We start from the raw sequence: 26,888 nt of genomic DNA, 5'->3' as shown, positions 1-26,888 counted from the left end.
GCGCTTCGGCCTCAGCGCGACAGAGCGCTGACGATCGGCTCGGCGTCGGTCTCGATCTCCACCCAGCGGGCGGGATCGGTGGACGACTGGCGCTTGATGAAGCGATAGGGCACCTCGGCCCAGGGCCGCACGCGATCGTCGAGATTGTCGAGCACGAAGTCGCCGGCCTGCGTGCGCAGCGTCAGGATGGCGTGGCCGGTGCCGTCGCGTTTGCGCACCACCGTCATCAGGAGATCGCCATAGGGAACGCCGGCATCGTGCAGGCGCCGGCGCTTCAGCAGCGCGTAGTCCTCGCAGTCGCCGCGCGAGAGCGTCGGCAGGGTCCAGCGCTCCTCGACGCCGTAGAGCGCCTGGTCCGATTCCGGGGCGATCGAGCGGTTGACGTCACGGTTGATGCCGGCGACGAGGCGCATCAAGGGCAGATCGAGCGCGGCGGGCGAGGCGGCAGGACCGGGTTCGACGCGGCATTGCTCGGGATCGCGGCGGCACAGCGAATAGTGGCCGAAGGGTTGTTTGGTGGCCGCGCCGAGCGGCATGGTGCCGAGCCCCGTCGCGGAAGCGGGTCCGCCAAGGGATCCGAAAAAAAGGCAAGCCAAGAGCGTTGCGCCGAACACGCGCCGAAAAATCATGTCTGATCTCCGTCGGTTAGGCGAGCCGTCCCTCGCCTGGACCCATCGTGGGTGCAGCGCGAAAACCTGTCAATCGCAGGATTTCGTCGTCGCGGCGGCGCAGCACCGCCCCCAAGCCAGCTTCGGCCGAAAATGCGTGGGCGATGTGGAGCGCACGGGATCGGCGTCCAGAGGGTCTTGCAGCGAATCTTGCTCTTTTTTCCACCGCTTGCGTGGGCGGTGTCGCATGGCTGTGCCCGAAACGTCACAGCATCGTCACGATTGCCGGCGGAGCGATCCCTCAGGGCTGACCACCGGCTCCAGGCTCCCGTTTGCCGTCGTGTCCGCACGCGAAAGCCGGCTCGGCCTTCACGGCGGAGGCTCTAGCCGCGCGCCGCGGCCAGCAGTTCGCCGAGCGCGCGCTCCATGCGCAGGAGGTCCTCTTCGCGCGACAGGCGATGGTCGCCGTCGCGCACCAGCGTCAGCGTCACCCCGTCGGCCGGCAGGTGCGAGACGAGTTCGAGCGCGTGGGCGAAGGGGACCTCGGCGTCCTCCATGCCCTGGATGATGCGCACGGGGCAGCCGGTCTCGATCGGGCGGTCCATCACGGCGACGGCGGCACCGTCCTCGATGAGCGCGCGCGTGTAGAGCGTCGGCTCGCCATAGGGCGAGGGACGCAGGATCCGGCCTTCGCGCTCGAGGCATGCGCGCTCCTCGGCGGTGAGGGAAGGCTCCACCAGCCGCCCGGTGAAGTCGGGCGCGGGGGCGAGGAGCAGCAGGCCCTTCAGGCGCTCGCCCTCGCCGCGCGCCCGCAGCCAGGCCGTCAGCCGGAGCGCGATCCAGGCGCCCATCGACGAGCCGACGAGGATCAGCGGCCCCGGCGCCAGCGCCTCGATCGCGGCGCCCGCATCCTCGCTCCAGCGCGAGATCGTGCCGTCCTCGAAGGCGCCGCCCGATTCCCCGTGGCCGGAATAGTCGAAGCGCAGGAAGCCGTAGGTGCCGCGGCCGGCTCCGGCGGCCAGCCGTTCGGCCTTCGCGCCCCGCATGTCCGAGCGGTAGCCGCCGAGCCAGACGACGGTGGGCGCGGGGCCAGCGACGGCAAGATGGGCGATCGGATGGGGAAGGGCGGCGTCGCGCAGGATCGAGGCGGTGTCGGCGGTCATCGGCAGGGGTTCCATCGTCGAGGCGGGGGAGGGGCTGGGGGCGACCCCGCCATTTTTCTGGCGTTCGCCTTGCTACTTTTTCTGGCGCTGGCAACGTGAAATCGGGGCTGCGCCATGCTATATGCGAAAAAGCATTCACGACCGACAGGGTGTTCTTCGCATTGGGATGCGACGAAACCTCGTGCGGCTCGTTCTGATTTGAGACCCCGCAGCCGCCCGTCAACAGCCGGAGACAACGACCATTCGCAGACCATTTCGCGCGCCGCCGGCCCAGAAGGAGGGGCCGCGCTCCAACCGGGACATCCGGGTTCCCCAGGTTCAGCTGATCGACACCGACGGCCACAACCGGGGCGCCATCAACACCTCCGAGGCGCTCGCCCTCGCCGAGGAGGCCGGACTCGACCTCGTCGAGATCGTGCCGACCGCGAACCCGCCGGTCTGCAAGATCCTCGATCTCGGCAAGCTGAAATACGAGGGCCAGAAGAAGGCCGCCGAAGCCCGTCGCCGACAGAAGATCATCGAGGTCAAGGAGATCAAGATGCGTCCGAACATCGATGACCACGACTACGAGACGAAGATGAAGGCCGTGCGTCGCTTCTTCGAAGAGGGCGACAAGGTCAAGCTGACCCTGCGCTTCCGTGGTCGCGAGATGGCGCACCAGGAACTCGGCATGCAGCTTCTCAACCGCGTGCGCGAGGAGACGGCCGAGATCTCCAAGGTCGAGGCCGAGCCCAAGCTCGAAGGCCGCCAGATGATGATGGTGCTCGCCCCCAAGGGCTGAGCGCCGACGATCCTCCGGGATGCGAAGAGGGCGGCTCGGCCGCCCTTTTTCGTGTCCGCAGGTTGGCCGGCGAGGGTCTCTCCCCGGCAGATGGTGGCCGCGGCGCGGCTTGCCAGCGGCGCGCGGATGGTCTAAGCGAGCCCTCGTCCATACGAACCGGCCGGCAGGGCATGCCGTGCCGGTTCTAATGCTGTCGCGACCCTTCGAGCCCTTCGATGGAGTGCCGCACCGCCCGCGAGGGAGGCTGCCCGGCCGTTCGCGATCCTAAAGCCTAGGAGAGCAAAATGCCCAAGATGAAGACGAAAGCCAGCGCCAAGAAGCGCTTCCGCATGACCGCCTCCGGCAAGGTCAAGGCGGGTGCGGCGGGCAAGCGCCACGGCATGATCAAGCGCTCCAACGACTTCCTTCGCAACGCGCGGGGATCGATGATCCTGTCCGACGCCGATGCGAAGATCGTCAAGGTCTACATGCCCTACAACCGCTGAGCGGTTCGGTCTCAAGATTTAAGGAGCGACTACCATGGCACGTGTCAAGCGGGGCGTTACGTCCCATGCCAAGCATAAGAAGGTTCTGAAGGCCGCCAAGGGCTTCTACGGCCGCCGCAAGAACACCATCCGCGCCGCCAAGGCCGCGGTCGACCGGTCGAAGCAGTTCGCCACGCGCGACCGCCGCGTCAAGAAGCGCAACTTCCGCGCCCTGTGGATCCAGCGCATCAACGCCGCCGTGCGCGAGCACGGCTTCACCTACGCCCGCTTCATCGACGGCCTGTCGAAGGCCGGCATCGAGGTCGATCGCAAGGTCATGTCGGACATCGCGATCCACGAGCCGGAGGCCTTCGCCGCCCTCGTCGAGCAGTCCAAGGCCGCGCTCGGCTACATCAAGGACCAGAGCGAGACCGCGCACGCTCGCGCCGTCGGCGAGAAGATCGCGGCTTAAGTTCGCGAACCGTCTCGGGTTCGAGAGACCGAAGGCCCGTTCCCTGTCCGGGGGAGCGGGCCTTTTTCCGTTCACGGAGCCTTCGTCTTTCCAACCGCGGCGCGCCGCGATAGACAGGCCGCCTGTCCGGCCGGGCTTGGCGCCCGCCGCATCCACCGTTTCACGAGCATGAGGGTGATCCGATGAGCGATCTCGCCGACATCGAGACCCGTTTCCTCCAAGAGATCGAGGCGGCCGCCGACGAGGCGACGCTCGAAGCCGTGCGCCTCGCCGCGCTCGGCAAGAAGGGGGAGATCTCCGAGCGCCTCAAGGGACTCGGCAAGATGAACCCGGAGGAGCGCCGCGACGCGGGCCCCGCGCTGAACGGCCTTCGCGACCGGGTGCAGGCCGCGCTCCTCGCCCGGCGCGAGGCGCTGGCCGACGCCGCCATCGAGGCGCGGCTCACCGCCGAGCGGCTCGACGTGACGCTCCCCATTCGCCCCTCGCCGGTGTCGCGCGGGCGCATCCACCCGATCAGCCAGGTGATCGACGAGATCACCGCGATCTTTGCCGACATGGGCTTCCGCATCGCGGAAGGGCCGGACATCGAGACCGACCGCTACAATTTTACGGCGCTGAACTTCCCCGACGGGCATCCGGCGCGCGAGATGCACGACACGTTCTTCCTGAAGCCGGGTGCCGATGGAGAACGCAAGCTGCTGCGCACCCACACCTCGCCCGTGCAGATCCGCACGATGGAGACGCAGAAGCCGCCGATCCGCATCGTCATTCCCGGCAAGACCTACCGGCAGGATTCCGACGCCACGCACACGCCGATGTTCCATCAGGTCGAGGGGCTGGTGGTCGACACCACGGCCAACATCGCCAACATGAAGTGGGTGCTCACCGAGTTCTGCAAGGCCTTCTTCGAGGTGCCCTCGCTGAACATGCGCTTTCGGCCGTCCTACTTCCCCTTCACCGAGCCCTCAATGGAGGTCGACATCCAGTGCGACCGCTCCGGCTCGGAGGTGCGCTTCGGCGAAGGCAGCGACTGGATGGAGATCCTCGGCTGCGGCATGGTGCATCCCAACGTGCTGCGCGGCGTCGGGCTCGACCCCGACGTCTATCAGGGCTTCGCCTGGGGCATGGGCATCGACCGCATCGCCATGCTGAAATACGGCATGCCGGACCTTCGCGCCTTCTTCGACGCCGACATCCGCTGGATCGAGCATTACGGGTTCCGCCCGCTCGACGTGCCGACGCTGTTCGGCGGCCTCGGCGCCTGACAGGGCCGCTCGTGGGCCGCACGTTCCGCTATCCCGTCGCCGACCCCGCGGACTGGGCGGCGATGCGGCGCCTGCCGCTCTGGCGCCGGTGGGCGTTGGCCCTTCGCGAGCGCCGCTACCGCCGCCGGGCCAAGCCTGCGGAGGGCGTGGACCTGACGCCGGTGACGCCCGAACGTCCGCTTGGGGCGGGGGATCTCGCGCTCGTCTGCACCGTGCGCAACTCGCGCGCCTATCTCGGCGCCTTTCTCGATCACTACCGCCGGCTCGGCGTCACCCGCTTCGTCTTCGTGGACGACCGCTCCGACGACGGCACCGCCGAGTTCCTGCGGGGCCAGGGCGACGTCGATCTCTTCGTCTCCAACGTCACCTATGGCGCGGCGGTGTTCGGGCGGGTCTGGCGCGACGCGCTGTTCACGCGCTACGGGCGCGGGCGCTGGTATCTCAACGTCGACGCCGACGAGTTCCTCCTTTTCCCCGGCAGCGAGACGCGGGGCCTTTGCGACTTCATCGGCGATCTCGAACGCGCCGGGCTGAAGCGCTGCCTCGCGCCGATGCTCGACCTCTATCCGGACGGCCCCCTGCGGGACGCCGTGTTCGACCCCGCGCGCCACCGCCATCCGCTGGAGGTCTCGCCGCTCGTCGACGGCGACGGCTACGAGATCGCGCCCGAGAAGTTCTGCATGGCGGTGCGCGGGGGACCGCGCACCCGCCTCTTCGGCAATGCCATCCGTCTCACCAAGTTTCCGGTGATCTTCGTCGACGACGCCACGCAGGAGAACGGCGCCTCGATCCACGGGCCGCTGCCGCTCGTGCGCAACTTCGCCGCCGTCAACGCCGTGCTGCTGCACTACAAGTTCTCCGCCGCCTCGGTGGAGGAGTTCGCGCGGCTGGTGGCGGAGGGCGAGCATTTCGGCGGCGGCGTCTTCTACCGCGAGATCGCCGCCTCCGGCGCCTTCACCGACGCGCTGTCGCTGCGCTATCCCGGCTCGCTGCGCGTCGGCGACTCCGCCGATCTCGTGCGTCGCGGCTTCATGGAGGACCTGCGCACCCGCGCGGGCTGAAGAGGCAAGCCGCTGCGAGGCGCCGCCCGGAACCGCCGGAGATCGCGGGCATTTGACCCCCGCGCCAAAGGCGGGCATCACAGCCGCGAGCCCCGCCCGGCCCTTCCATTCCCTGTCCCGAGGAGACCTCGTCCCATGGCCCGAACCGCCGCCGGTATCGCCCGCTTCACCCTGGTGGAGGCGGTGTCCGTGATCGCGGGCGCCATGGTGGGGACGCTCGCCGTAGCCTTCTTCGGCTGGCTGTTCCTGTCGATCGACTTCGCCTCCATCGCCGCGGCGCCCGCGCATTACGTGCTGGCGCTCGTCACCGTGGCGATCTTCGCGGCGCTCTATGCCTACCTCCCGGGAACGCCCGCGACGCTCGCCTCGCTGGCCGTGGGCATCCTTCTGCCGACCGTGATCGCCAAGTTCGCCTTCGACAGCGTGCAGACGCTCGGCACGGTGCTTCTGCTCAACCTCGTCTTCGCGCTCGTTGCGCTCTCGGTCTACCGCTTCGTCCATGCGAGCGGTCTCGTGCGACGCGCCGCCGCCGACGTCACCGACCGAACCTGAGGCGCCCGCCTCGCCGCCTGCCCTTGCGAAGCCGCTTCGCTTCCAACCGATCGAGACCTCCCATGAAATTCACCCTGTCCTGGCTGAAGGACCATCTCGACACCGATGCCGAGATCGCCGAGATCGCCGAGAAGCTGACCTCGCTCGGGCTCGAGGTCGAGGCGATCGACGACAAGGCGGCGATGCGCCCCTTCACCATCGCCCGCGTCCTCACCGCCACGCGCCATCCCGACGCCGACAAGCTGCAGGTGCTCACCGTCGATGCCGGCCCGGCCGTCAACGGAGGCAAGCCGTTGCAGGTCGTCTGCGGCGCGCCGAACGCACGCGCCGGGCTCGTCGGCGTCCTCGGCCTGCCCGGCACCTACGTGCCCGGCCTCGACGTGACGCTCGGCGTCGGCAAGATCCGCGGCGTCGAGAGCCACGGCATGATGTGCTCGGAGCGCGAGCTGGAGCTCTCCGACGAGCACAACGGCATCATCGACCTGCCCGAGGATGCGCCCGTCGGCACCGCCTTCGCCGACTACGCCGATCTCGCCGACCCCGTGATCGAGATCGGCCTGACGCCGAACCGGCCGGACGCCACCGGCATTCACGGCATCGCCCGGGATCTCGCCGCCGCCGGCCTCGGCACGCTGAAGACGCCGCCCGTCGCGCCGATCGAGGGCGAGGGCGAGTGCCCCGTCGCGGTCGAGGTCGAGAGCCCGGTCTGCCAGGGATTCGCGCTGCGCCTCGTGCGCGGCGTGACGAACGGCCCCTCGCCGGCCTGGATGCAGAAGCGCCTCGCCGCCATCGGTCTTCGCCCGATCAACGCGCTCGTCGACGTCACCAACTACCTGACCTTCGATCGCGGCCGCCCGCTTCATGTCTTCGACGCCGCCAAGGTCGCGGGCGCGCTCCATGTGCGCGGGGCGCGGGCCGGCGAGGAGATCGTGGCGCTCGACGGCAAGACCTACGCGCTGCCGGAGGGGACCTGCGTCATCGCCGACGACAACGGCGTCGAGTCGATCGCCGGCATCATGGGCGGCGAGGCCTCGGGCTGCGACGAGGGCACCACCGACGTCCTCGTGGAATCGGCGCTTTGGGAGCCGATCGCCATCGCCCGCGCCGGCCGCGCGCTCGGCATCATCACCGACGCGCGCTACCGCTTCGAGCGCGGCGTCGATCCCGCCTTCGACGAGCCCGGCCTCGATCTCGCGACAGCGCTGATCCTGGAGCTCTGCGGCGGCGAGCCGACGCGCGCGCGCGTTCAGAGCATGAAGCCCGTCACCCCCAAGCGCCTGAGCCTGCCCTTCGCGGAGGTGAAGCGCCTGACCGGCCTCGAGGTCGAGCCCGAAAGGCAGGCCCGCATCCTGACGCGCCTCGGCTTCGCCGTGGAGGCGGGCCTCGAGAGCGCCGAGGTGACAGTGCCCTCCTGGCGCCCGGACATCGACGGAAAGGCCGATCTCGTGGAGGAGGTCATGCGCCTCGTCGGCGTCGACCGGATCGAGCCGCAGCCGCTGCCGGCGCTGGCGGGCGTCGGCGGGCGTATCCTGACCAACGCGCAGATCCGCGACCGCGCGGCGCGCCGGGCGCTCGCGGCGCGGGGCATGGCCGAGGCCGTGACCTATTCCTTCGTGTCGCACGAGGCGGCGAGCGCCTTCGGCGGCGGCAGCGATGCGCTGCGCTTGGAGAACCCGATCGCCGCCGACCTCTCGGACATGCGGCCCTCGCTGCTGCCGAACCTGATCCTGGCCGCCCATCGCAACGCGCAGCGCGGACAGGGCGACACCGCGCTGTTCGAGGTGGCCGCGCTCTACCGCTCGCCCGAGCCCGCGGGCCAGCGGCGCGCGGCGGCCGGCGTTCGCCGCGCCACCGCCGGCCATGGCGGCGCGGGCCGCGACTGGGCCGGCAACGCCGCGCCGGTCGGCGTCTTCGACGCCAAGGCCGACGCGATCGCCGCGCTGGAGGCGGCCGGCGTGCCGGTGGACCGGCTGCAGTTCGAGGCCCCGGCGAGCGACTGGTACCATCCCGGCCGCTCGGGGAAGATCAAGCTCGGACCGAAGACCGTGCTCGCCGAATATGGCGAGTTCCATCCGCGCACGCTGAAGAGGCTCGGCGTCACCGGCGCCTATGCCGGGTTCGAGGTCTTCCTCGACGAGGCGCCGGAGCCCAAGCGCAAGGCGACGCGCACCAAGCCGGTGCTCGCCCTCTCGCCCTTCCAGCCGGTGCGGCGCGACTTCGCCTTCGTGGTGGGCGCGGAGGTCGATGCCATGAAGATCGTGCGCGCCGCGGAAGGCGCCGACCGCAAGCTGGTGAGCGAGGTGCGGGTGTTCGACGTCTTCACCGGCGCGTCGCTTGGCGAGGGCGCCAAGTCGGTGGCGATCGAGGTGACGCTGAACCCGGCCGAGCGCACGCTCACCGACGAGGATCTGGAAGCTTTGAGCGCACGCATCGTCGCGGCGGTGGAAAAGGCGACGGGCGGCACGCTGCGCGCCTGAGCGCGAGACGAAACGAAACAGGGGGAGGGAACGAGCCATGCTGCGTTGGGGCATCCTGTCGGGCGCGAAGATCGCCCGCGAGCAGATGATACCGGCCATCCTGAAGGCCGAAGGCTGCCGGCTGCAGGCGATCGCCAGCCGCGACCGCGACCGCGCCGAGGGGCTCGCCGCCCATTTCGGCGCGCGCGAGGCCTTCGGCTCCTACGAGGCGCTGCTGGAGGACCGCGAGGTCGACGCGGTCTACGTGCCGCTGCCGACCTCGCAGCATCTGGAATGGGCGCTGCGGGCGGTGAAGGCCGGCAAGCACGTGCTGGTCGAGAAGCCGCTGGCGCTGAAGGCGGACGACATCCAGCCGCTGATCGAGGCGCGCGACGCGGCGGGCGTCCAGGTCGCGGAGGCCTTCATGGTGCGCTACCACCCGCAATGGGAGCAGGTGCGCCGATGGATCGCGGAGGGGCGCATCGGGCGCCTGCGCCACGTTCAGGGCGCCTTCGCCTACCACAATGTCGACCCCGCCAACATGCGCAACCAGATCGAGCTCGGCGGCGGCGCGCTGCCCGACATCGGCGTCTACCCGGTGGTGACGACGCGCCTCGCGACAGGGGCCGAGGCCGTTTCGGCGCGCGCCCGCATCGAGCGCGACGAGACGTTCGGCACCGACATCTTCGCCGATTGCGACGTCGATTTCGGCGCCTTCCACCTCTCCTTCTACGTCTCCACCCAGATGGCGGCGCGCCAGACCATGGCCTTCCACGGGACCGAAGGCTTCATCGAGGTGGACGGCGCCTTCAACGCCGGTTCCTACCGGCAGGCCGCCGTGCATTGCCACGACCAGTCGCACGGGCACACCGAGACCCTGCGCTTCGGCGCCGCCGACCAGTATCGCCTGCAGGCCGAAGCCTTCGCGCGCGCGGTGGCGGGCTCGGGCGAGACCCTCTTCAGCCTCGAGGATTCGGTCAAGAACCAGCGGGTGCTCGACGCGCTCTACGCCTCGGCCGAGACGGGGGCGGCGCAGCCGGTCTGAAGGCGAGGGCTTCCGGTCCCGCGCAAGCTTCGAGCCACCCGGCGGCCTTAGTTTCGGCCGAACTCTCCGGCTTTCGTGCACGGACGGGCAGCTTGAGGGCGAGAGCGATGCGAGGAACGGCACGGGCGGGACGGACGGCGCGGCGCCTCGCGGGCGCGGCGCTCCTGAGTGTGGCGCTGACGGGCCTCGCGGGGCCCGCTCTCGCGCAGACGCCGGCCAAGGATCTGTTCTCGGCCGAGACCGCGCCCTCCGCCGCCCCGCCCCAGAGCATCGGCTTCTATTCCAAGGGGTGTCTCGCCGGGGGCATGGAAATGCCGAAGGACGGGCCGACCTGGCAGGTGATGAAGCCCTCGCGCGATCGCGCCTATGCCCATCCCACGATGATCGCCTTCCTCCAGCGCCTGTCGCGCGATGCGGCGGCGCAGGCGAACTGGCGCGGGCTCCTGTTCGGCGACATGGCGCAGCCGCGCGGCGGCCCGATGAAGGACGGCCACGCCTCGCACCAGATCGGCCTCGACGCCGACATCTACCTGACCGAGATGCCGAACCGCCGCCTCAGCCGCGAAGAGCGCGATACGATGCCGCTGCCCTCGGTCATCGACAAGACGACGCGCCACATCGATCTCAAGCGCTGGCGCCCGGAGATGCTGAAGCTCATCCGCACGGCGGCCGAGGAGCCCGAGGTGCAGCGCATCTTCGTGCATCCCGGCATCAAGGAGCAGCTCTGCAAGACCGCCGGGCGCGACCGCGGCTGGCTCAACAAGGTGCGGCCGATGTTCGGCCACGACTATCATTTCCACGTGCGCCTCGTCTGCCAGCCGGGCTCGCCCAATTGCGAGCCGCAGGAATCCACCGGCAAGGGCGACGGCTGCGACAAGCTAGACTGGTGGTTCGACGTGGCGCTGCAGCCGCCCAAGCCCTCGGCCAAGCCCTACAAGAAGCCGCCGCCGATCTTCATGACGGCGCTGCCGAAGGCCTGCTCGGCGGTGCTGAAGCAGCCGGACGCCGCGGGCGGCACGCCCGCCGCCGCGCGCCCGGCGCCCGTTGCCGTGCCGGCTGCCACCGCCTTCGACGCGTCGCCGCCCGCGCCCGCCCGTCTGCCGCCGCCGCCCGCTCGCGCGCAAGCTCCCGAGCCCGCCGGCGCCGAGGCCGGCGAGGACGGCGGCGCCCTGCCGATGCCGCGCTTCCGCCCGGCCGGCTGAGCGGCGGCCCGCCTTCGCCCCGCCCCCCGGCGCGGCGCTTTTGCCGGCGGGCGGGCGGTGCTAAGGCTGGCCATCGAGCGGCCCCCGCCCGATCCCCACACCCGATCCGGTGACGCATGGCCAAGAAGCTCGAACACATCGATTCCCTCGCCTTTCCCATTCTCGTCGGCGACATCGGGGGCACGAACGCGCGCTTCGCGCTCCTCGCCGATGCCGCCGGCGAGCCCATCGTGTTTCCGGTGGTGCCGACCGCCGACTATCCCAACATCGACGACGCGATCGAGGCCGTGGTCTTCGCCCATACCGCGATCAGGCCGAAGACTGCGGTGCTCGCCATCGCCGGCCCGGTGGACGGCGAGGAGATCGAGCTCACCAACAGCCCCTGGGTGGTGCGGCCCCACGCCCTCATCGCCGATCTCGGGTTCGAGGACGTGCTCATCCTCAACGATTTCGAGGCGCAGGCGCTCGCCGTCTCCGCGCTGCCCGAGAGCGGGCGCGACCCGATCGGCGGCGGCACGGTGCTGGAGGGCGCCAGCCGCGTGGTGATGGGGCCGGGCACCGGGCTCGGCGTCGCGGGGCTCATCCGCTCGCGCGACCGCTGGATCCCCGTGCCGGGCGAGGGCGGCCACATGGATCTCGGCCCCCGGACGGAGCGCGAGCGCGCGATCTGGCCGCATCTCGAAACGCTGGAGGGCCGGGTGTCGGGCGAGCAGGTCCTCTGCGGTCGCGGCCTCGTCAACCTCTACCATGCCATCGCCGCGGCAGACGGCGCGAGCGCGACGCTGACCCTGCCGGCCGAGGTGAGCGAGGCCGCCGCGAAGGGCGCGGACCCGGCGGCGCACGAGGCGGTGCAACTCTTCGCGGTGATCCTGGCGCGCGTCGCCGGCGATCTCGCGCTCGTCTTCATGGCGCGGGGCGGCGTCTACATCGCCGGCGGCGTCTTCGGCCGCATCGCCGCGCTGGTCGATCCGGCCGCGATGCGCGAGGCCTTCGAGGACAAGGCCCCGCACCGCGAGTTGATGCGCGGCATTCCGCTCTTCAGCGTGACGCTGCCGCTCGCCGCGCTCGCGGGCCTCGCCGCCTTCGCGCGCCGCCCGCATCTCTACGCGCTGGAGACCGCGCACCGGCGCTGGTCACGCTGACGACGCCCCGCCGGGCAGACGGGAGATCGTGGGCGGTAGCGGCGGGCGCCGCGAGCCGCTATAGAGCGGGCACCTCGCGAACCCCGGCGGATCCTTGACGAAGAAGAGCCTGTCCCTGTCCGACGAGCGCGATCGCGGACAGGCGATCGCGCTCCTCAAGCGGATCATCGCCGAGAACGGGCGCGAGCACATCCGCGGCTATGCCGTGGCCGTGGTCTGCCTCGTGCTCGTAGCGCTCTCCACCGCCTTCCTCGCCTGGATCATGCGCGACGTGATCGACCGGATCTTCGTCGAGGGCGACCGGGCCGTCCTGTTCACGCTGCCCTTCGCGGTGTTCCTCTCCTTCCTCATCCGGGGCCTCGCCACCTACGGGCAGGGCGTCATCCTGGCGCGCATCGGCAACGACGTGGTGGCGCGCTACCAGCGCCGGCTGTTCGCCCATCTCACCGACCTCTCGGTCGATTTCTTCGGCGAGAACCGCTCGGCCCAGCTCGCCGCGCGCATCAACCAGAACGTCTCGGGCGTGCGCGACACGCTGAACCTCACGGTCACCTCGCTGGCGCGCGATCTCCTGACGCTGATCTTCCTCATCTTCGCGATGATCTGGCAGGACTGGGTGCTCTCGCTGATCGCGCTGCTGGCCGGGCCGCCGATCGCCATCATGATCTCGGGGCTCTCCAAGAAGCTGCGCAAGGCGACGCGCCAGTCGATCGACCTCAACGCGCGGGTGCTCGGCTCCATGCAGGAGACGGCGCAGGGCATCCAGGTGGTGAAGGCCTTCACCATGGAGCGCCTGCTGCGCGAGCGCACGGAAGTGCTGATCCAGGCGGCGGAAGAGCGCTCCAACCGCATCGCCGTGATCACCGAGCGCTCCGGGCCGATCACCGAGACGGTGGCGGGCCTCGCGGTCGCCGCCGTCATCGCATGGTCGGGCTACCGCGCCATCGCCTACGGCTATTCGCCGGGCGCCATGTTCGCCTTCATCACCGCGCTGCTTCTCGCCTACGACCCCGCCCGGCGCCTCGCCAAGCTGCAGGTGCAGCTGGAGCGCGCGCTCGTCAACGCCGCGATGATCTACGAGATCCTCGACGAGACCCCGCGCCAGGCCGACGCGCCCGGCGCGAAGGCGCTGGTGGTGCCCCGCGGCGAGATCCGCTTCGAGGAGGTGGTCTTCGGCTACCATCCCGGCGAGCCCGTGCTGCGCGGCGTCTCGTTCACCGCCGAGGCCGGCCGCACCACGGCGCTGATCGGCGCCTCGGGCGGCGGCAAGTCCACGGTCGTGGCGCTGCTCGAGCGCTTCTACGACGTGGAAAGCGGGCGCATCCTCATCGACGGGCAGGACGTCGCCGGCGTCACCAAGGCCTCGCTTCGCGGGCAGATCGCCTACGTGCCGCAGCACCCGACGCTGTTCGAGGGATCGATCCGCGACAACATCCGCTTCGGCCGGCCCGAGGCCGACGATGCCGCGGTGGAGGAGGCGGCTCGGCGGGCGCAGGCCGAGGAGTTCATCCTCGCCCAGCCGCTCGGTTACGACACGCCCGTGGGCGAGAACGGCGTGACGCTCTCGGGCGGCCAGCGCCAGCGCCTGTCGATCGCGCGCGCGCTCCTGCGCGATGCGCCGATCCTTCTTCTCGACGAGGCGACCTCGGCGCTCGACACGCGCTCCGAAATCCTGGTGCAGCGGGCGCTGGAGGCGGCGATGAAGGAGCGCACGGTGATCGTGGTGGCGCACCGCCTCTCGACCGTCGTGAACGCCGACCAGATCCTCGTGGTGGACCGCGGCCGCATCGCCGAGCGCGGCAGCCATGCCGAGCTGGTGCGCCGGCCGAACGGGCTCTACGCCCGCTTCCACGGGCTGCAGGCCGGCGGCGGCGCGGCGGACGAAGCCGTTGGGGATACGATTCCGCAGGCGGCGGACTGAACACGAGGAGGAACGGGCGATGGATGCGATAAAGCTGGTGATCCTCGGCGCCGCCGGGCGCATGGGCCGCGCGCTGGCAAAGGTCGTGGCGGAAACGCCGGGGGCGCGCGTCTCCGCCGCCGTGGAGCGGGCCGGCTCGATCGCGCTCGGCACCGATTGCGGCGAGCTCGCCGGTGCCGGCCATTTCGGCGTCGCCATCACCGGGGATCTCGACGCCGCTTTGAAAGACGCCGACGGGGTGCTCGACTTCACGGCGCCGGCCTCGTCCGTCGCGGTGGCGGCGGTAGCCGCGCGGCTCGGCCTCGTCCACGTGGTCGGCACCACCGGCCTCGGCGCCGCCGACCACGCGGCGATCGCGGCGGCGGCAGCGGGCGGGGCGCGGATCGTCCAGTCCGGCAACATGAGCCTCGGCGTCAATCTCCTCGCCGTGCTCGTGGAGCAGGCGGCAAAGGCGCTCGGCCCCGACGCCTTCGATCTCGAGATCCTCGAGATGCACCATCGCCACAAGGTCGACGCGCCCTCGGGCACGGCGCTGCTTCTCGGCGAGGCCGCCGCCGCCGGGCGCGGCATCGACCTCGCGACGCAGGCGGTGCGCGTGCGCGACGGGCACACCGGCGCGCGGCCGCCCGGCGCCATCGGCTTCGCGACGCTGCGCGGCGGCTCGGTGGTCGGCGACCACACGGTGGTCCTCGCCGGCGAGGGCGAGCGCATCGAGCTGACGCACCGCGCCGACGACCGCGCGATCTTCGCGCGCGGCGCCGTGCGCGCGGCGCTCTGGGCGCGCTCCCAGCCGCCCGGCCTCTATTCCATGCGCGACGTCCTCGGCCTCGCGCGCTGATCCGATCGTCCGTCCCTTTCACCCCCGCAGGAGTGCCCGATGTCCCGAACCCTCGTCCTCGTCCGCCACGGCCAGAGCGACTGGAACCTGAAGAACCTCTTCACCGGCTGGCGCGATCCCGACCTGACCGAGAAGGGCGTCGAGGAGGCCAAGGCCGCCGGGCAGCGTCTCAAGGCGGCGGGGCTTCACTTCGACCTCGCCTTCACCAGCGTCCTGTCGCGCGCGCAGCGCACGCTCTCGCTGATGCTGACCGAACTCGGGCAGGAGGGTCTGGAGACGATCCGCGACGCCGCGCTGAACGAGCGCGACTACGGCGACCTCTCGGGCCTCAACAAGGACGACGCGCGCGCCAAGTGGGGCGAGGAGCAGGTGCACATCTGGCGCCGCTCCTACGACGTGCCCCCTCCCGGCGGCGAGTCGCTGAAGGACACCGGCGCCCGCGTCTGGCCCTACTACATCCACAAGATCCAGCCGAAGGTGCTGGCCGGCGGCACGGTGATCGTGGCGGCCCACGGCAACTCGCTGCGCGCGCTCATCATGGCGCTGGACGGGCTGACGGGCGAGGAGATCGTGGTGCAGGAGCTCGCCACCGGCGTGCCCGTGGTCTACCGGCTGAACGCCGATTCCACCGTCGCCTCGAAGGACGTGCTCTCGGCCTGATCGCCACGTCGGCACGTGACGCGCCGTGGTCTTCGATCACGGGCCGGCCCGTGATCGAAGACCCGAGCCCAGCCGTGGTGATGAACGCGAAAGGCCGGCCTCCCGCGAGGCCGGCCTTTCATGGTTTGCGGGGTCGGCGTGAGGCGTCGGCGCGCAGGAGAGATACGTCGCGCGTCCCGCCGAGAGAGTCGGGCCGTGCCGATCTCCTCTCCATCCCGCCGTCCAGCGGCGAAGCGCATCCGCCTCGTCGCAGCCGACCTTCAGGGCTGGCCATTCCCGCCCGCCGCGCCGTAGATCTGGCCGGTGGCGTAGCTGGCGTCGGCCGCCGCGAGCTGCACGTAGATCGAGGCGAGCTCGGCGGGCTGGCCGGGGCGCCCGAGCGGCGTCTTTCCGCCAAAGGCCACGAGATCGATCTGCGTGGCGCCCCCGGCCACCTGCAGCGGCGTCCAGATCGGGCCGGGCGCGACGCCGTTGACGCGGATGCCCTTCGGGCCGAGCTGCTTGGCGAGCGACTTGGTGAAGTTCATTTCCGCCGCCTTGGTCAGCGCGTAGTCGACGAGATTGGCGGAGGGGTCGTAGGCCTGCTCGGAGGTCGTCTGGATGATCGCGGACCCTGCGTCCATGTGTTCGAGCGCGGCCTTGGTCAGCCAGAACATCGCGTAGACGTTGGTCTTCATCGTCGCGTCGAAATCCTCCGAGGTGATCTCGGCGAGGCTCTGGCGCTGCTGCTGGCGCGAGGCGTTGTTGACGAGGATGTCGAGCCCGCCGAGGCGCTGGACGGTCTCGGCGACGATGCGCCGGCAGGTCGCCTCGTCTCTGATGTCGCCGGGCAGCGCCAGGGCGATGCGCCCCTCGCGCTCGACGAGGGCGATCACCTCGCGTGCGTCGGGCTCCTCGTCCGGCAGGTAGGAGATGGCGACGTCGGCGCCCTCGCGGGCATAGGCGATGGCCGCGGCGCGCCCCATCCCCGAATCGCCGCCGGTGATCAGCGCCTTGCGGCCGGTCAGGCGTCCCGAGCCGCGATAGCTCTCCTCGCCATGGTCGGGGCGCGGGTTCATCTTCGAGGCCAGACCCGGAAAGGGCTGCTCCTGGCGCTCGAAGGGCGGCTGCGGATATTTCGTGCGCGGGTCGCTCTTGGCCGGCCCGGTCGGCGGCGGGGACGCTTGGGGCGTTTGACCCGTCGGCGTGCCCTGCGCCTGCGCCGTGCCGGCGGACACCGCCACCAGCCCCGCCCCGGCGGCAAAGCCCGCGAGGCCCCGCCGCGTGATCCCCGCCCTGTCGTTCGTCTCGCTCATCGTCGTCTCCGTCGCTCTCGCCGGCCCGCCGTGCCATCGCGCGGGGCCTGACCCTGGGAGAAGAAAGCTAGGGCGGGGCGGTCCGCCTTCCTGCGGCGCGGCGATCGAATGTGTGGCCGGCTGATGGACCGTGCGCGGCGCCATCAGTCGAAGGGCGGGGGTGGATTGCAGACCGTCCGCTTCTGCCGTGGGGATAACCTTACCGGACGCTAGAGTTCCAAGGTCACTCGACATCTAGCCCGACGTTATGATCTTCCTACACAGTCAGTCATGGCGTTGGGAAAGCACACTAGCATGTCTGTGAAAGATGTCCTGCGATACGGTCTCTACTACGCGCTCGCTTATGTCGGGGTGCTGGGACTCATTTTCGTGAGCGCAACGATCATCGCCGTGTTCTACGAGTTCCGGCCATCCGATCTCAGCATCGGCGCGTTGATCACGGCGGCGCTGTTCACCTACCTTCGGTTCCTTAAAGACAAGGTTCGGCTCCCGACCTCCCGAGAATACTGGTCGCTCGTCGCGGTCGGCTCGATCATTGTGCTGGTCATCGACTTCACGCTCGCTTCGCTCGTAATTCAATCCACGCAAGACGAAGGTCTCGATACAACGGCGATCCTCATCATGATCGGCTTTCCGCTGTTGAAGGGCATGGTCGGCAACATGGTCTTCTTCCGAAGAGGTGGTTTCGGAAAACGAACCCTGGAGCAGATAGAAGCCAAGCAGGCGCGACTTGGTCCACCCGCTGCGGCACCCTCCAACCTGATGTCGCTGCACGACATCGGACCGTTCCTTGTTCGCTACTTCGCCGTTTACATCCCACTCTACGCGCTCGCTCAATGGGTTTCGGCCACAAAGGATTTCACAGGTGAATGGGTACTGTCGTTCGCAGTGATGATCGTCGCGGCGACAAGCGCCTTCGCCTACGTCGTCAGGCATCTTGGCCGCCGACCGACGCGATCGGAGTATTGGCTTCTCGTCCTGACGAGCGCGGTCTCCGCTACGGTCTTCGAATTCGTCGCCAAGCTGGCGTTCGACTACTACCGTTTCAACGGGCTGCCGGACTTCGGCACATGGTTCCTCTATATGTTGGGGGGAGTCGTCATTTACGCTGCGGTCCACGCCATCGTCTACTCTCGACCCGTCGCATGGCTCGTCCGGCCGAAAGCGCGGTCGGCCTAAGACGTGATGAGATGAACGGCGTCCGCATTCGGGAGACCAGCCCAGCCTGCCTGAACGACCGGCACGGGTCGAGGCTGTGTAAAAACTCGTTCTCCGAAATTGTCATTAGAAAGCGAATCCACATCGAGACCCTATCGGCCGCTGTTGACCACTTTGGGGAGCCCTAATCTGCTCTCAAGATCGCGCTACAGCTGCACGTAGCCAATCGGGTCCGCTGGGACTGAAACAGTATTCTGTAAGGGTAGCTGACGGACCGAGTTTTGACACAGCCTCGGTCGAAATCGGATAGCCCGCTTCCGGACGTCCGCTTCCTCGACGCCGGTTGGCACGACCGGGTGGAAAGCGAACGACCTACCAGCCAAACTGGCAGCCGCGCTCCTGTGGAAAAATCAATGTTTGATACGTGCCGGTACCGGCTGCCGTAGGCTTGCTCCGCAACGTGATGCGAACGCCGCTGACATCCGGAAACCCGCCTACCTCATTAGCACTCTGAACCATCGGCATCATCAAATTCGAGCAGACTTCGAGGATCGCTTCCTGCAAGTCAGCTGGCATGGTCTTGATGTCGGCGAGGGACGATGGGACGGGATGCGGTGTTTCCAGCTGGATTTCGAACGCCAGCCGTTGATCGACCCCATTTGCGTTGAGTCGAGTCAACACCAGTGCGACCACGTTGGCCTGCAAGGTCTGCATCGGTCGCGAGATATCACGTTCCTGAGCGAGCGCTGATGGCTGGGACCAGAGCATGATCGTCGCTGCGATCAGAGCACGTGACAGACTCAAGCGGACCGCCTCTCGCGTTGAAGGGGTGTTCGCTCACCATACCGCACGAGTGATCGATTGCCCGCAATGGGGTTTCTGCGCTCGCTTATCCCCAGCCGATCAGAAATAGCTCGGAGGGGGTCAATGCCGGCCCGCCGTTCGGCGCGCCCCACCCGCTCAGCCCTTCAGCAGCCACTCGTGTTCGGGGGCGTTGTGGAACTTCCAGGTTCGGTGCGGGCCGGCCATGACGTTGAGGTAGTAGAGGTCGTAGCCGTGGACGGTGGCGCAGGGGTGGTAGCCTTCGGGCACCAGCGTCACGTCGCCGTCCTCCACCGCCATCGCTTCGTCGATGCGGCGGCGCCCGTCCGCCTCGCGGTCGGTGTAGACGCGCTGGAAGGCGAAGCCCTGCGCCGGGTTCAGGCGGTGGTAGTAGGTCTCCTCCAGAAGCGACTCGCGCGGCAGGTCGTCCCGGTCGTGCTTGTGCGGCGGGTAGGAGGAGGTGTTGCCGGCGGGCGTGATCACCTCCACCACGAGCAGCCCGTCGGCGTCGGCGGTCTCGGGCAGGATGTTGGTGACGTGGCGCACGTTGGCGCCGCGCCCGCGCACCTCCTGCCCGACGTCGTCCTCGCCGATGAGCCGCGGGGCCCGCGCCCGCTCGACGCCCGGCGCGGTGCAGACGGCGAGTTCGATCGCGGTCTCGGCGCGCGCCGTCCAGGCCATGCCGGCGGGTACGTAGACCGAGGCGGGCTTGCCTTCGAAGGGCGAGGTGCGGCGCCCGACCGGGCCGAAATCCTCCTCCCCGGCGGTGATCGACGCGGTGCCCGACACCAGCACGATGCAGGCCTCGCGCCCCGCCTCGCCGCCCGTGATGGTCTCGCCGGGCTCCAGGCGATGCAGCGCGAAGCCGACATAGGTCCAGCCGGCGCTCGCCGGCGTCACGTCGTGGACGCGCCCCGCCGCCGCGGTGGGTTTCACGTGAAGCGTCGAGCGCATGAGGGTTCCTTTCAGGCTCGCAGGCCGGTCTCGGCGAGAACGCGCACGAGGTGGCGGTAGCCCATCTTCACGTAGGTCGCGGGATGGGCCTTCTCGGGATCCTGCTCGGCCTCGATCACGATCCAGCCGCGATAGTCCGGCAGCTGGCGCAGCACGGCGGCGTAGTCGATCGAGCCGTCGCCGGGCACCGTGTAGACGCCGGCGAGCACCGAGGTGAGGAAGGACCAGCCTTCCGCCTCCGACTGGCGGGCCACCGCCGGGCGCACGTCCTTGACGTGGACGTGGACGATCCGCTCGCGGTAGCGCCGGGCGAGATCGGCCGGGTCGGCGCCGCCCCAGGTGGCGTGGCCGGTGTCGAGCAGCAGCGTGAAGGCCGAGCCGGTGCCCGCCATCATCCGGTCGATCTCGGCGCCGGTCTGGATCACCGTGCCCATGTGGTGGTGGTAGGCGATGCGAAGGCCCTCGGCCGCGAGCAGTTCGGCAAAGCGCGTGAGGCGCGGCAGGAAGCGCGCCCACTCGGCCTCGCTCATCACCGGACGGCTCGCCAGCGGCGCGGCCTCGTCGCCGTGCACGGTGCGCGTGCACTCGCAGACGATGAAGACGTCCGTGCCCGCGCCCTTCACCAGCGCGACGTGCTCGCGCGCGGCCTCCATCTCGGCCTCGGCGTCGCGCTCCAGAAGGAAGGTCGAGTACCACCCGCCGACGAAGGCCATGCCGTACTCGCCGAGCTTGGCCTTCAACGCAGCGGGCTCGCGCGGAAACTTGTTGCCGAGCTCCATGCCCTCGATGCCAATGGAAGAGGCCTCGGCCAAGCACTGCTCGAGGCTGATGTCGCCGCCGATCTCCTGCTTGTCGTCGTTGGACCAGCAGATCGGATTGGCGCCGATGCGAATCATTGTCGTCTCTCCCATGAATGGCGGATCAGGCGGCGACGGGCGCGGCACCCGCGCCTTGCCACGCGTCGACGAGGGCGGCAAAGCGCGCCGCCATGTCGGCGATCGCCGCTTCGTCGTCGATGGCGCCGGTGAACCACCGGCGCGCGGCGTCGGCGAAGATCGTGCGCCCGACCGCAAATCCCTTGACCATCGGCACCGCGGCGACGGCGCGGAAGGCCGCTTCCAGCTCGGCCGCGGGCGCATCGAGCCCGAGCAGCACGATGCCGCGGCAATAGGGATCCTCGCGGGCGATCACCGCCTCGATGCGGCGCCAGGCCCGGGCGTCGCGCTGCGGTTCGAGCTTCCACCAGTCGGGCCGGATGCCGAGATCGTAGACGCGCTGCACGACGCTCGCCACCGTGTCGTCATCGAGGGCCCCGTGCTTGCCGGCGATGATCTCGACCAGAAGCTCGCGCCCGACGGTGCGCGCGGCGTCGGCGAGGCGCAGCAGCTCGCGCTCCTGGCGGGCCTTGAGATCGGCCGAGTCGTCCGGGTGGTAGAAGCAGAGGCACTTCACCACGTGGTCCACCGGCCATTCCACGAGATGGCTGCCGAGATCGGGCAGATGGTCGAAGTCGAGCGGGCGCGAGCCGGGCTGCTCCACCGGCCGGCCGATCCAGAACTTGTGGTGGGCGGCGCGGTAGAGCGCCTTGCGGCCGTAGATGGAGTCGAGCAGCATGCCGAAGCCCGGCCGCCCCCCGGCGACGCGCGCCGCGGCCTCCACCGTCAGTAACTTGAAATCCTCGATGTGGGTGCGCGGCACGCCGGCGGCGTCGGCGATCTCCTCGATCTGCGAGCGGTGGTCGCAGGCGAGCGCCATCAGCCGATCGGGCGCGGGCCGGCGCGTCGTCGCCCAGTGGATGTGGTTGAGCTCGGCGTCCTCGCGAAGGCGCCGCGTCACCTCGGACTTGGCGAGGAAGGCGTCGAGCTCCGCCTCGGTCGGGTATTCCGGCGAGCAGAGGAGGCGCGACACTGCGAAGGCGCCGCAGGCATTGGCCATGGTCGCGCATTCGCCGTGCGAGAGGCCGCGCAGCCAGCCGGCAAGAAGGCCCGACATGAAGGCGTCGCCGGCGCCGAGCACGTTGAACACCTCGATCGGGAAGCCGCGCCCGGCGATCCCGTCGTCGAGCGAGGCGATCGGCCCGTCGAAGACGATGCAGCCCATGGCGCCGCGCTTCAGCACCAGCGTCGCACCCGAGACCGCGCGGATCGCCTTCAGCGCCGCCAGCGGATCGTCGATCCCGCCGGCGATCATCATCTCCTCCTCGGTGCCGACCACGAGGTCGCAGTCGGGCAGGATCGCCATGAGCTTCTGCGACACGGCGTCGGACTTCACGTAGCGCTCGAAGCCGGCGGCGTGGCCGGCGAGGCCCCAGAGGTTCGGCCGGTAGTCGACGTCGAAGACGACCTTGCCGCCGTTCGCCTTGGCGATGCGGATGGCCTTGCGCTGCGCCTCGGCGGTCGATTCGCGCGAGAAATGCGTGCCGGTGACCACCACGGCGCGGGCCGAGGCGACGAGCTCTTCCGAAACGTCCGCCTCTGAGAGCGCCATGTCGGCGCAGTCGGAGCGGTAGAAGATCATCGGCGAGACGCCCTCGTCCTCCACCGCCAGGAGAACCAGCGCCGTCAGCCGCTCGGGATCCACCGCGACGCCGCGTGTCTCGACGCCCTCGCGCGCCAGCTGCTCCCTGACGAAGCCGCCCATCTGCTCGGCGCCGACGCGGGTGATCAGCGCCGATTTCAGGCCGAGCCGGGCGGTGCCGATGGCGATGTTGGCAGGGCAGCCGCCCACGGATTTGGCAAAGGTCGCGATGTCCTCGAGGCGCGAGCCGATCTGCTGGCCGTAGAGATCCACCGAGCAGCGGCCGATCGTGACGACGTCGAGCGCGTGGGTCATGCCTCTCTCCCTCTCAATTCGCCGCGATATGAAGCATGTGGTTCAAATCTGGTCAATCTGGAACTGGCATTCCATCTTGCGGAGTAGAGCCGGGGGCGCCCCGTCGCCGCCGCTCGTCGGCCACCGCCACGGCCAGCGTCATCGCGAAGGCCATGCTCGCGGCCAGCGAGCGGAAGCCCTGGAAGTCGGCCTCCACCAGCTCGAACCAGAGCCGCCCTTCCGCGACGAGCGGGCTGAACGGGCTGTCGGTTACGGCGACGAGCGGCGTGCCCTGCGCCGCCGCTTGGGCGGCCAGCGCCAGCGTGGTGGAGGCGTAGGGCGCGAACGAGATGGCGAGCGCGGCGTCGCGCGGGCCGGCGAAGGAGACGGTCTCGGCGTCGGTGCCGGCGGCCGAGCCGATGAGGACGTTGCGGATGCCGAGCTTGCCGAGCGCGTAGCTCATGTAGGCGGTGACGGGAAAGGACCGGCGCTGGCCGATGAGATAGAGGGTCTCGGCCGAGGCGAGGATGCGCGCGGCGCGATCGACGTCGGCGAGATCGATCCGGTCGTGGACGGCGGCGACGGATCGGGTCGCGGCCTCGCAGAACCCGTCGAAGAGCACGGCCGACGCCGGGGCCTCGCCGCCGCGCGCGCGCAGCGACAGGAGGCGCTCGTCGTAGTTCGACACATGGTTGCGCAGCCGCGCGCGAAACAGCGCCTGAAGGTCGGAGAAGCCGGCAAAGCCGAGCGTCTGGCTGAAGCGCACCAGCGTCGAGGGCTGGACGCCCGCCTTCTCGGCGATGCTCGCCACCGTACCGAGCGCGATCTCGTCGGGCTGGGCGAGGGCGAAGGACGCGACCTGCGTCAGCCGCTTCGACAGGCGCACGCCGCCGCCCGCCAGACGTTCGCGCAGCGCCGCGAAGCTCTCGGGCGGGGCCGTGGGGGCGGCGCGCCTGTCGTCTCGTGTGTTCATCGCCGTCTCCTAGCCGATCGTCCGCCCGCCGTCGCCGCCCTCTCGTCGCGGCTGGGTCACCGCAGCTTGACAGGACTCCGCCGCAGGGAATACCGATTTCATCCTATCATCTTTCGGATCATCCGTTCCATTCGCTCCCTCGTGACTGCTGCGCCATGACAAAGGACACGATCGGCATCGGCCTCGTCGGCACGGGCTTCATGGGCAAGTGCCACGCGCTGGCCTGGAACGCGGTGGCTGCGACCTTCGGGGAGACGCGGCGCCCGGTGCTGCGCCATCTCGCCGACGTCGATGTGGGCCGGGCGCGCCGATGCGCGGCCGAGTGGGGCTTCGAGGCCGCGACGGACGATTGGCGCGCCGTGATTCACGATCCCGCGGTGGAGATCGTCTCGATCGCCGCGCCCAATCCGTTCCATGCCGAGATGGCCTGCGCGGCGCTGGCGGCCGGCCGGCACGTCTGGTGCGAGAAGCCGATGGCAACGACGATGGCGGATGCGCAGGCGATGCTCGATGCCGCCGGGCGCTCGGGCCGCATCGCAGCGCTCGGCTACAACTACATCCAGAACCCGGCGATCCGCGCCATCGAGGCGCTGGTGCGCGAGGGGGCGATCGGCGATCTCAACCATGTCCGCGTCGAGATGGACGAGGATTTCATGGGCGATCCCGACGCGCCCTTCGCCTTCAAGAACGAGGCGCGCTCGGGGCATGGCGCGCTCGACGATTTCGCCGTGCATCCGCTGTCGCTGCTCGGGCGCCTCGCCGGGCCGCTCGCCGCCGTGATGGCCGAGCAGGCCAAGCCCTATGCCGCGCGCGAGGGGCGGCCGGTGGAGACGCACGAGATCGCCATGGCCCTGCTGCGCTTCGCGAGCGGGGCTTCCGGGCTGCTCGTCGCCAACCGCGCGGCCTGGGGCCGCAAGGGGCGCATCGCGCTGCAGCTCTTCGGCTCGAAGGGGACGATCGCCTTCGACCAGGAGCGGATGAACGAGTTTCAGCTCTTCACGCGCGAGGACGATCCGCGCCGCGAGGGGTTCCGCACCGTGCTGGCGGGCCCTGCGCACGAGCCCTACGGTCACTTCCTGCCGGCGCCCGGCCACGGGCTGGGCTTCAACGACCTCAAGGTGATCGAGGCGCACGAGATCCTCGCCGCCATCGACGGACGGCCGGCGCGGATCGTCGACTTCGCGGACGGGCTCGCCATCGAGGCGGCGGTGGCGGCCATGGCGCGCTCGCATGCCGAGCGGCGCTGGATCGAGCTATGACGACGCGACGCTGCCGCTCGGCGGGCAGCGAGCGAGGGAAGGAAACGCCGGCGCGCGCCGCGGGCGGCAAGGGGAGTTGAGAGATGACGGGATCCACGATCCGGCTGACCACGGCGCAGGCGCTGGTGCGCTTCATGATGGCGCAGAAGACGGTGGTCGATGGCGAGACGCTGCCGATCTTCGCGGGCTGCTGGGCGATCTTCGGCCATGGCAACGTCGCCGGGCTCGGCGAGGCGCTGCAGGCGGTGCAGGAGGAGTTCCCGACGTGGCGCGCCCATAACGAGCAGGGCATGGCGCATGCTGCCATCGCATTCGCCAAGGCGAGCTTCCGCCGGCGCTTCATGGCCTGCACCACCTCGATCGGGCCGGGCGCGCTCAACATGGTGACGGCGGCGGGCGTCGCGCACGTGAACCGGCTGCCGGTGCTGTTCCTGCCCGGCGACGTCTTCGCCAGCCGGCTGCCCGACCCCGTGCTGCAGCAGATCGAGGATTTCGGCGACGGCACGGCGACCGCCTCCGACTGCTTCCGCCCGGTGTCGCGCTACTATGACCGCATCCAGCGGCCCGAGCAGCTGATCCCCGCGCTCGCCCGCACCATGCAGGTGCTGACCGACCCCGTGGATTGCGGGCCGGTGACGCTCTCGCTCTGCCAGGACGTGCAGGCCGAGGCCTACGACTTCCCGGCCGCCCTGTTCCACGAGCGCGTCTGGGGCGTGCGCCGGCCGCGGCCCGACGAGGACGAACTCGCCCATGCGCTGGCGCTGATCCGCGCCGCGAGGAAGCCGATGATCGTGGCGGGCGGCGGCGTGCTCTATTCGCAGGCGTGCGAGGCGCTCCAAGCCTTTGCCGAGCGGCACGGCGTGCCCGTGGCGGTGACGCAGGCCGGCAAGTCGGCGATCGACGAGCGCCACGACTTCTCGCTCGGCGCGGTCGGCGTCACCGGCACCTCGGCGGCGAACGCCCTCGCGGCCGACGCCGATCTGGTGCTCGCCGTCGGCACGCGGCTGCAGGACTTCACCACCGGCTCGTGGTCGCTCTTCCAGGGCGAGGGCCTGTCGATCCTCGGGCTGAACGTCACGCCCTTCGACGCCGCCAAGCATGGCGGCGTGCCGCTGGTGGCCGACGCCCGCGTCGGGCTGGAGCTTCTCTCCGCCGGGCTCGGCGACTGGCGGGCCGACGCCGGGCAGGCGACGCGGACGCGGGACGAGCGCGCGCGCTGGTTCGAGGCGGCGGGCGCCGCGCTCGCGCCCGGCAATGCCGAGCTGCCCTCGGACGCGCAGGTGATCGGCGCGGTGGCGCGGGCGCGCGGCACCGACGACACGGTGGTGGTGTGCGCGGCCGGTGGCCTGCCGGGCGAGCTCGACAAGCTGTGGGCGCCGACCCGGCCGGGCGGCTATCACATGGAATACGGCTTCTCCTGCATGGGCTACGAGATCGCCGGGGGGCTCGGCGTCAAGATGGCGCGGCCGGAAGCCGACGTCGTCGTGATGGTGGGCGACGGCTCCTACATGATGATGAACTCCGAGATCGCGACCTCGGTGATGCTGGGGTTGAAGCTCACGATCGTCGTCCTCGACAATCGAGGCTATGGCTGCATCAACCGGCTGCAGCGGGCCTGCGGCGGCGCGAGTTTCAACAATCTTCTGGAGGACTGCCGGCAGGTGGTGGCGCCCGCCATCGATTTCGCCGCCCATGCGGGGGCTATGGGCGCGCGCGCCCGCAAGGTCGCCTCGATCGCGGAGCTGGAAGCGGCGCTGCGCGACACCGCGGGCGAGGACCGCACGACGGTCGTCGTGATCGACACCCATCCGCTCGTGACGACGGAGGCGGGCGGCACGTGGTGGGACGTCGCCGTGCCTGAGGTTTCGGAGCGCCCGGCGGTGGGCGCGGCGCGTGAGACCTACGAGGCGCGCCGGCGCCTGCAGCGCGTGTTGAACTGAACGAGCGGCGTCGCTGACCCCGCCTGTGCGCTTGCCGAAGCCAGTG

General features: G+C 70.0%; 24 protein-coding genes. 16 read left to right on the top strand and 8 right to left on the bottom strand.

Annotated features, from left to right (window positions below; genetic code table 11):
* Positions 1–11: 11 nt before the first annotated feature.
* Together GGR04_RS19200 and GGR04_RS19195 are read right to left on the bottom strand one after the other, a co-directional pair.
* Entirely contained in the window at positions 12–536 is a 525-nt protein-coding gene (locus GGR04_RS19200; protein ID WP_246393396.1) for a transglutaminase-like cysteine peptidase, read from the bottom strand.
* Positions 537–991: 455 nt separating this feature from the next.
* A complete protein-coding gene (locus GGR04_RS19195) occupies positions 992–1,771 on the bottom strand; it encodes an alpha/beta hydrolase (RefSeq protein ID WP_183201529.1) in 780 nt (259 codons plus the stop codon).
* Positions 1,772–2,012: 241 nt separating this feature from the next.
* Between GGR04_RS19195 and infC the strand changes: the two genes are divergently transcribed.
* The 13 genes from infC (at position 2,013) to GGR04_RS19130 (ending at position 15,630) form a co-directional block, all read left to right on the top strand.
* Complete coding sequence (infC, locus tag GGR04_RS19190) at positions 2,013–2,552, top strand: translation initiation factor IF-3 (protein ID WP_183201613.1); 540 nt, start codon at positions 2,013–2,015, stop codon at positions 2,550–2,552.
* A 284-nt stretch (positions 2,553–2,836) separates the two neighbouring features.
* Positions 2,837–3,037: a 50S ribosomal protein L35 gene (gene rpmI / locus GGR04_RS19185; RefSeq protein ID WP_183201528.1), complete on the top strand. Its 201-nt coding sequence runs from the start codon at positions 2,837–2,839 to the stop codon at positions 3,035–3,037.
* 34 nt (positions 3,038–3,071) lie between these two features.
* The gene (gene rplT / locus GGR04_RS19180) at positions 3,072–3,488 is read left to right on the top strand and encodes a 50S ribosomal protein L20 (protein WP_183201527.1); all 417 of its coding nucleotides are present in this window, start codon (positions 3,072–3,074) and stop codon (positions 3,486–3,488) included.
* 182 nt (positions 3,489–3,670) lie between these two features.
* Positions 3,671–4,753 (top strand): phenylalanine--tRNA ligase subunit alpha, encoded by a 1,083-nt coding sequence (pheS, locus tag GGR04_RS19175; protein WP_183201526.1) that lies wholly within the window; start codon positions 3,671–3,673, stop codon positions 4,751–4,753.
* Positions 4,754–4,764: 11 nt separating this feature from the next.
* A complete protein-coding gene (locus tag GGR04_RS19170; RefSeq protein ID WP_312857491.1) occupies positions 4,765–5,814 on the top strand; it encodes a glycosyltransferase family 2 protein in 1,050 nt (349 codons plus the stop codon).
* A 135-nt stretch (positions 5,815–5,949) separates the two neighbouring features.
* Complete coding sequence (locus GGR04_RS19165; RefSeq protein ID WP_183201525.1) at positions 5,950–6,366, top strand: hypothetical protein; 417 nt, start codon at positions 5,950–5,952, stop codon at positions 6,364–6,366.
* Positions 6,367–6,428: 62 nt separating this feature from the next.
* A complete protein-coding gene (gene pheT / locus GGR04_RS19160) occupies positions 6,429–8,843 on the top strand; it encodes a phenylalanine--tRNA ligase subunit beta (RefSeq protein WP_183201524.1) in 2,415 nt (804 codons plus the stop codon).
* A gap of 37 nt (positions 8,844–8,880) precedes the next feature.
* Positions 8,881–9,867: a Gfo/Idh/MocA family protein gene (locus tag GGR04_RS19155; protein WP_183201523.1), complete on the top strand. Its 987-nt coding sequence runs from the start codon at positions 8,881–8,883 to the stop codon at positions 9,865–9,867.
* Positions 9,868–9,974: 107 nt separating this feature from the next.
* Positions 9,975–11,069 (top strand): penicillin-insensitive murein endopeptidase, encoded by a 1,095-nt coding sequence (mepA, locus tag GGR04_RS19150; RefSeq protein ID WP_183201522.1) that lies wholly within the window; start codon positions 9,975–9,977, stop codon positions 11,067–11,069.
* Positions 11,070–11,185: 116 nt separating this feature from the next.
* Entirely contained in the window at positions 11,186–12,211 is a 1,026-nt protein-coding gene (locus GGR04_RS19145) for a glucokinase (RefSeq protein ID WP_183201521.1), read from the top strand.
* A gap of 94 nt (positions 12,212–12,305) precedes the next feature.
* Positions 12,306–14,132, top strand: coding sequence for an ABC transporter ATP-binding protein (locus tag GGR04_RS19140; RefSeq protein ID WP_183201520.1), 1,827 nt, complete (start codon positions 12,306–12,308; stop codon positions 14,130–14,132).
* Positions 14,133–14,151: 19 nt separating this feature from the next.
* Positions 14,152–14,970, top strand: a complete 819-nt coding sequence (gene dapB, locus GGR04_RS19135; protein WP_183201519.1) for a 4-hydroxy-tetrahydrodipicolinate reductase — start codon at positions 14,152–14,154, stop codon at positions 14,968–14,970.
* 39 nt (positions 14,971–15,009) lie between these two features.
* A complete protein-coding gene (locus GGR04_RS19130; RefSeq protein WP_183201518.1) occupies positions 15,010–15,630 on the top strand; it encodes a 2,3-bisphosphoglycerate-dependent phosphoglycerate mutase in 621 nt (206 codons plus the stop codon).
* A gap of 260 nt (positions 15,631–15,890) precedes the next feature.
* Here the strand turns inward: GGR04_RS19130 and GGR04_RS19125 are convergent, their stop codons facing one another.
* On the bottom strand, positions 15,891–16,925 hold the full coding sequence (locus GGR04_RS19125) for an SDR family oxidoreductase (RefSeq protein WP_183201517.1): 1,035 nt from the start codon (positions 16,923–16,925) through the stop codon (positions 15,891–15,893).
* A gap of 294 nt (positions 16,926–17,219) precedes the next feature.
* Here GGR04_RS19125 and GGR04_RS19120 point away from each other — a divergent pair, with 294 nt between their 5' ends.
* The gene (locus GGR04_RS19120; protein ID WP_183201516.1) at positions 17,220–18,104 is read left to right on the top strand and encodes an ABZJ_00895 family protein; all 885 of its coding nucleotides are present in this window, start codon (positions 17,220–17,222) and stop codon (positions 18,102–18,104) included.
* A 351-nt stretch (positions 18,105–18,455) separates the two neighbouring features.
* Here GGR04_RS19120 and GGR04_RS19115 read toward each other — a convergent pair whose 3' ends face one another.
* The 5 genes from GGR04_RS19115 to GGR04_RS19095 all read right to left on the bottom strand — a co-directional run bounded on the left by GGR04_RS19115 (position 18,456) and on the right by GGR04_RS19095 (position 23,643).
* A complete protein-coding gene (locus GGR04_RS19115; protein WP_183201515.1) occupies positions 18,456–18,887 on the bottom strand; it encodes a hypothetical protein in 432 nt (143 codons plus the stop codon).
* A 156-nt stretch (positions 18,888–19,043) separates the two neighbouring features.
* Positions 19,044–19,859, bottom strand: a complete 816-nt coding sequence (iolB, locus tag GGR04_RS19110) for a 5-deoxy-glucuronate isomerase (RefSeq protein WP_183201514.1) — start codon at positions 19,857–19,859, stop codon at positions 19,044–19,046.
* Positions 19,860–19,870: 11 nt separating this feature from the next.
* Positions 19,871–20,755, bottom strand: coding sequence for a myo-inosose-2 dehydratase (gene iolE, locus GGR04_RS19105; protein WP_183201513.1), 885 nt, complete (start codon positions 20,753–20,755; stop codon positions 19,871–19,873).
* Positions 20,756–20,780: 25 nt separating this feature from the next.
* Positions 20,781–22,691, bottom strand: a complete 1,911-nt coding sequence (locus GGR04_RS19100; protein ID WP_183201512.1) for a bifunctional 5-dehydro-2-deoxygluconokinase/5-dehydro-2-deoxyphosphogluconate aldolase — start codon at positions 22,689–22,691, stop codon at positions 20,781–20,783.
* Positions 22,692–22,743: 52 nt separating this feature from the next.
* On the bottom strand, positions 22,744–23,643 hold the full coding sequence (locus tag GGR04_RS19095) for a MurR/RpiR family transcriptional regulator (RefSeq protein WP_183201511.1): 900 nt from the start codon (positions 23,641–23,643) through the stop codon (positions 22,744–22,746).
* 155 nt (positions 23,644–23,798) lie between these two features.
* Here GGR04_RS19095 and GGR04_RS19090 point away from each other — a divergent pair, with 155 nt between their 5' ends.
* Both GGR04_RS19090 and iolD read left to right on the top strand, forming a co-directional pair.
* Entirely contained in the window at positions 23,799–24,902 is a 1,104-nt protein-coding gene (locus tag GGR04_RS19090) for a Gfo/Idh/MocA family protein (protein ID WP_183201510.1), read from the top strand.
* 83 nt (positions 24,903–24,985) lie between these two features.
* Positions 24,986–26,842: a 3D-(3,5/4)-trihydroxycyclohexane-1,2-dione acylhydrolase (decyclizing) gene (gene iolD, locus GGR04_RS19085; RefSeq protein ID WP_183201509.1), complete on the top strand. Its 1,857-nt coding sequence runs from the start codon at positions 24,986–24,988 to the stop codon at positions 26,840–26,842.
* Positions 26,843–26,888 lie beyond the last annotated feature (46 nt).

The organism is Aureimonas pseudogalii (genome assembly GCF_014196835.1).
In the GTDB taxonomy this organism is placed as follows: domain Bacteria; phylum Pseudomonadota; class Alphaproteobacteria; order Rhizobiales; family Rhizobiaceae; genus Aureimonas; species Aureimonas pseudogalii.
Note: the sequence above shows the minus strand (reverse complement) of the source record. Positions and strands in the feature narration are given on the sequence as shown.

What these genes read in the sequence shown, in the direction of transcription:
- GGR04_RS19200 (WP_246393396.1), bottom strand. Translation starts at nt 536, where the DNA reads ATGCCGCTCGGCGCGGCCACCAAACAACCCTTCGGCCACTATTCGCTG.
- GGR04_RS19195 (WP_183201529.1), bottom strand. Translation starts at nt 1,771, where the DNA reads ATGACCGCCGACACCGCCTCGATCCTGCGCGACGCCGCCCTTCCCCAT.
- rpmI (WP_183201528.1), top strand. Translation starts at nt 2,837, where the DNA reads ATGCCCAAGATGAAGACGAAAGCCAGCGCCAAGAAGCGCTTCCGCATG.
- rplT (WP_183201527.1), top strand. Translation starts at nt 3,072, where the DNA reads ATGGCACGTGTCAAGCGGGGCGTTACGTCCCATGCCAAGCATAAGAAG.
- pheS (WP_183201526.1), top strand. Translation starts at nt 3,671, where the DNA reads ATGAGCGATCTCGCCGACATCGAGACCCGTTTCCTCCAAGAGATCGAG.
- GGR04_RS19165 (WP_183201525.1), top strand. Translation starts at nt 5,950, where the DNA reads ATGGCCCGAACCGCCGCCGGTATCGCCCGCTTCACCCTGGTGGAGGCG.
- pheT (WP_183201524.1), top strand. Translation starts at nt 6,429, where the DNA reads ATGAAATTCACCCTGTCCTGGCTGAAGGACCATCTCGACACCGATGCC.
- GGR04_RS19155 (WP_183201523.1), top strand. Translation starts at nt 8,881, where the DNA reads ATGCTGCGTTGGGGCATCCTGTCGGGCGCGAAGATCGCCCGCGAGCAG.
- mepA (WP_183201522.1), top strand. Translation starts at nt 9,975, where the DNA reads ATGCGAGGAACGGCACGGGCGGGACGGACGGCGCGGCGCCTCGCGGGC.
- GGR04_RS19145 (WP_183201521.1), top strand. Translation starts at nt 11,186, where the DNA reads ATGGCCAAGAAGCTCGAACACATCGATTCCCTCGCCTTTCCCATTCTC.
- dapB (WP_183201519.1), top strand. Translation starts at nt 14,152, where the DNA reads ATGGATGCGATAAAGCTGGTGATCCTCGGCGCCGCCGGGCGCATGGGC.
- GGR04_RS19130 (WP_183201518.1), top strand. Translation starts at nt 15,010, where the DNA reads ATGTCCCGAACCCTCGTCCTCGTCCGCCACGGCCAGAGCGACTGGAAC.
- GGR04_RS19125 (WP_183201517.1), bottom strand. Translation starts at nt 16,925, where the DNA reads ATGAGCGAGACGAACGACAGGGCGGGGATCACGCGGCGGGGCCTCGCG.
- GGR04_RS19120 (WP_183201516.1), top strand. Translation starts at nt 17,220, where the DNA reads ATGTCTGTGAAAGATGTCCTGCGATACGGTCTCTACTACGCGCTCGCT.
- iolB (WP_183201514.1), bottom strand. Translation starts at nt 19,859, where the DNA reads ATGCGCTCGACGCTTCACGTGAAACCCACCGCGGCGGCGGGGCGCGTC.
- iolE (WP_183201513.1), bottom strand. Translation starts at nt 20,755, where the DNA reads ATGATTCGCATCGGCGCCAATCCGATCTGCTGGTCCAACGACGACAAG.
- GGR04_RS19100 (WP_183201512.1), bottom strand. Translation starts at nt 22,691, where the DNA reads ATGACCCACGCGCTCGACGTCGTCACGATCGGCCGCTGCTCGGTGGAT.
- GGR04_RS19095 (WP_183201511.1), bottom strand. Translation starts at nt 23,643, where the DNA reads ATGAACACACGAGACGACAGGCGCGCCGCCCCCACGGCCCCGCCCGAG.
- GGR04_RS19090 (WP_183201510.1), top strand. Translation starts at nt 23,799, where the DNA reads ATGACAAAGGACACGATCGGCATCGGCCTCGTCGGCACGGGCTTCATG.
- iolD (WP_183201509.1), top strand. Translation starts at nt 24,986, where the DNA reads ATGACGGGATCCACGATCCGGCTGACCACGGCGCAGGCGCTGGTGCGC.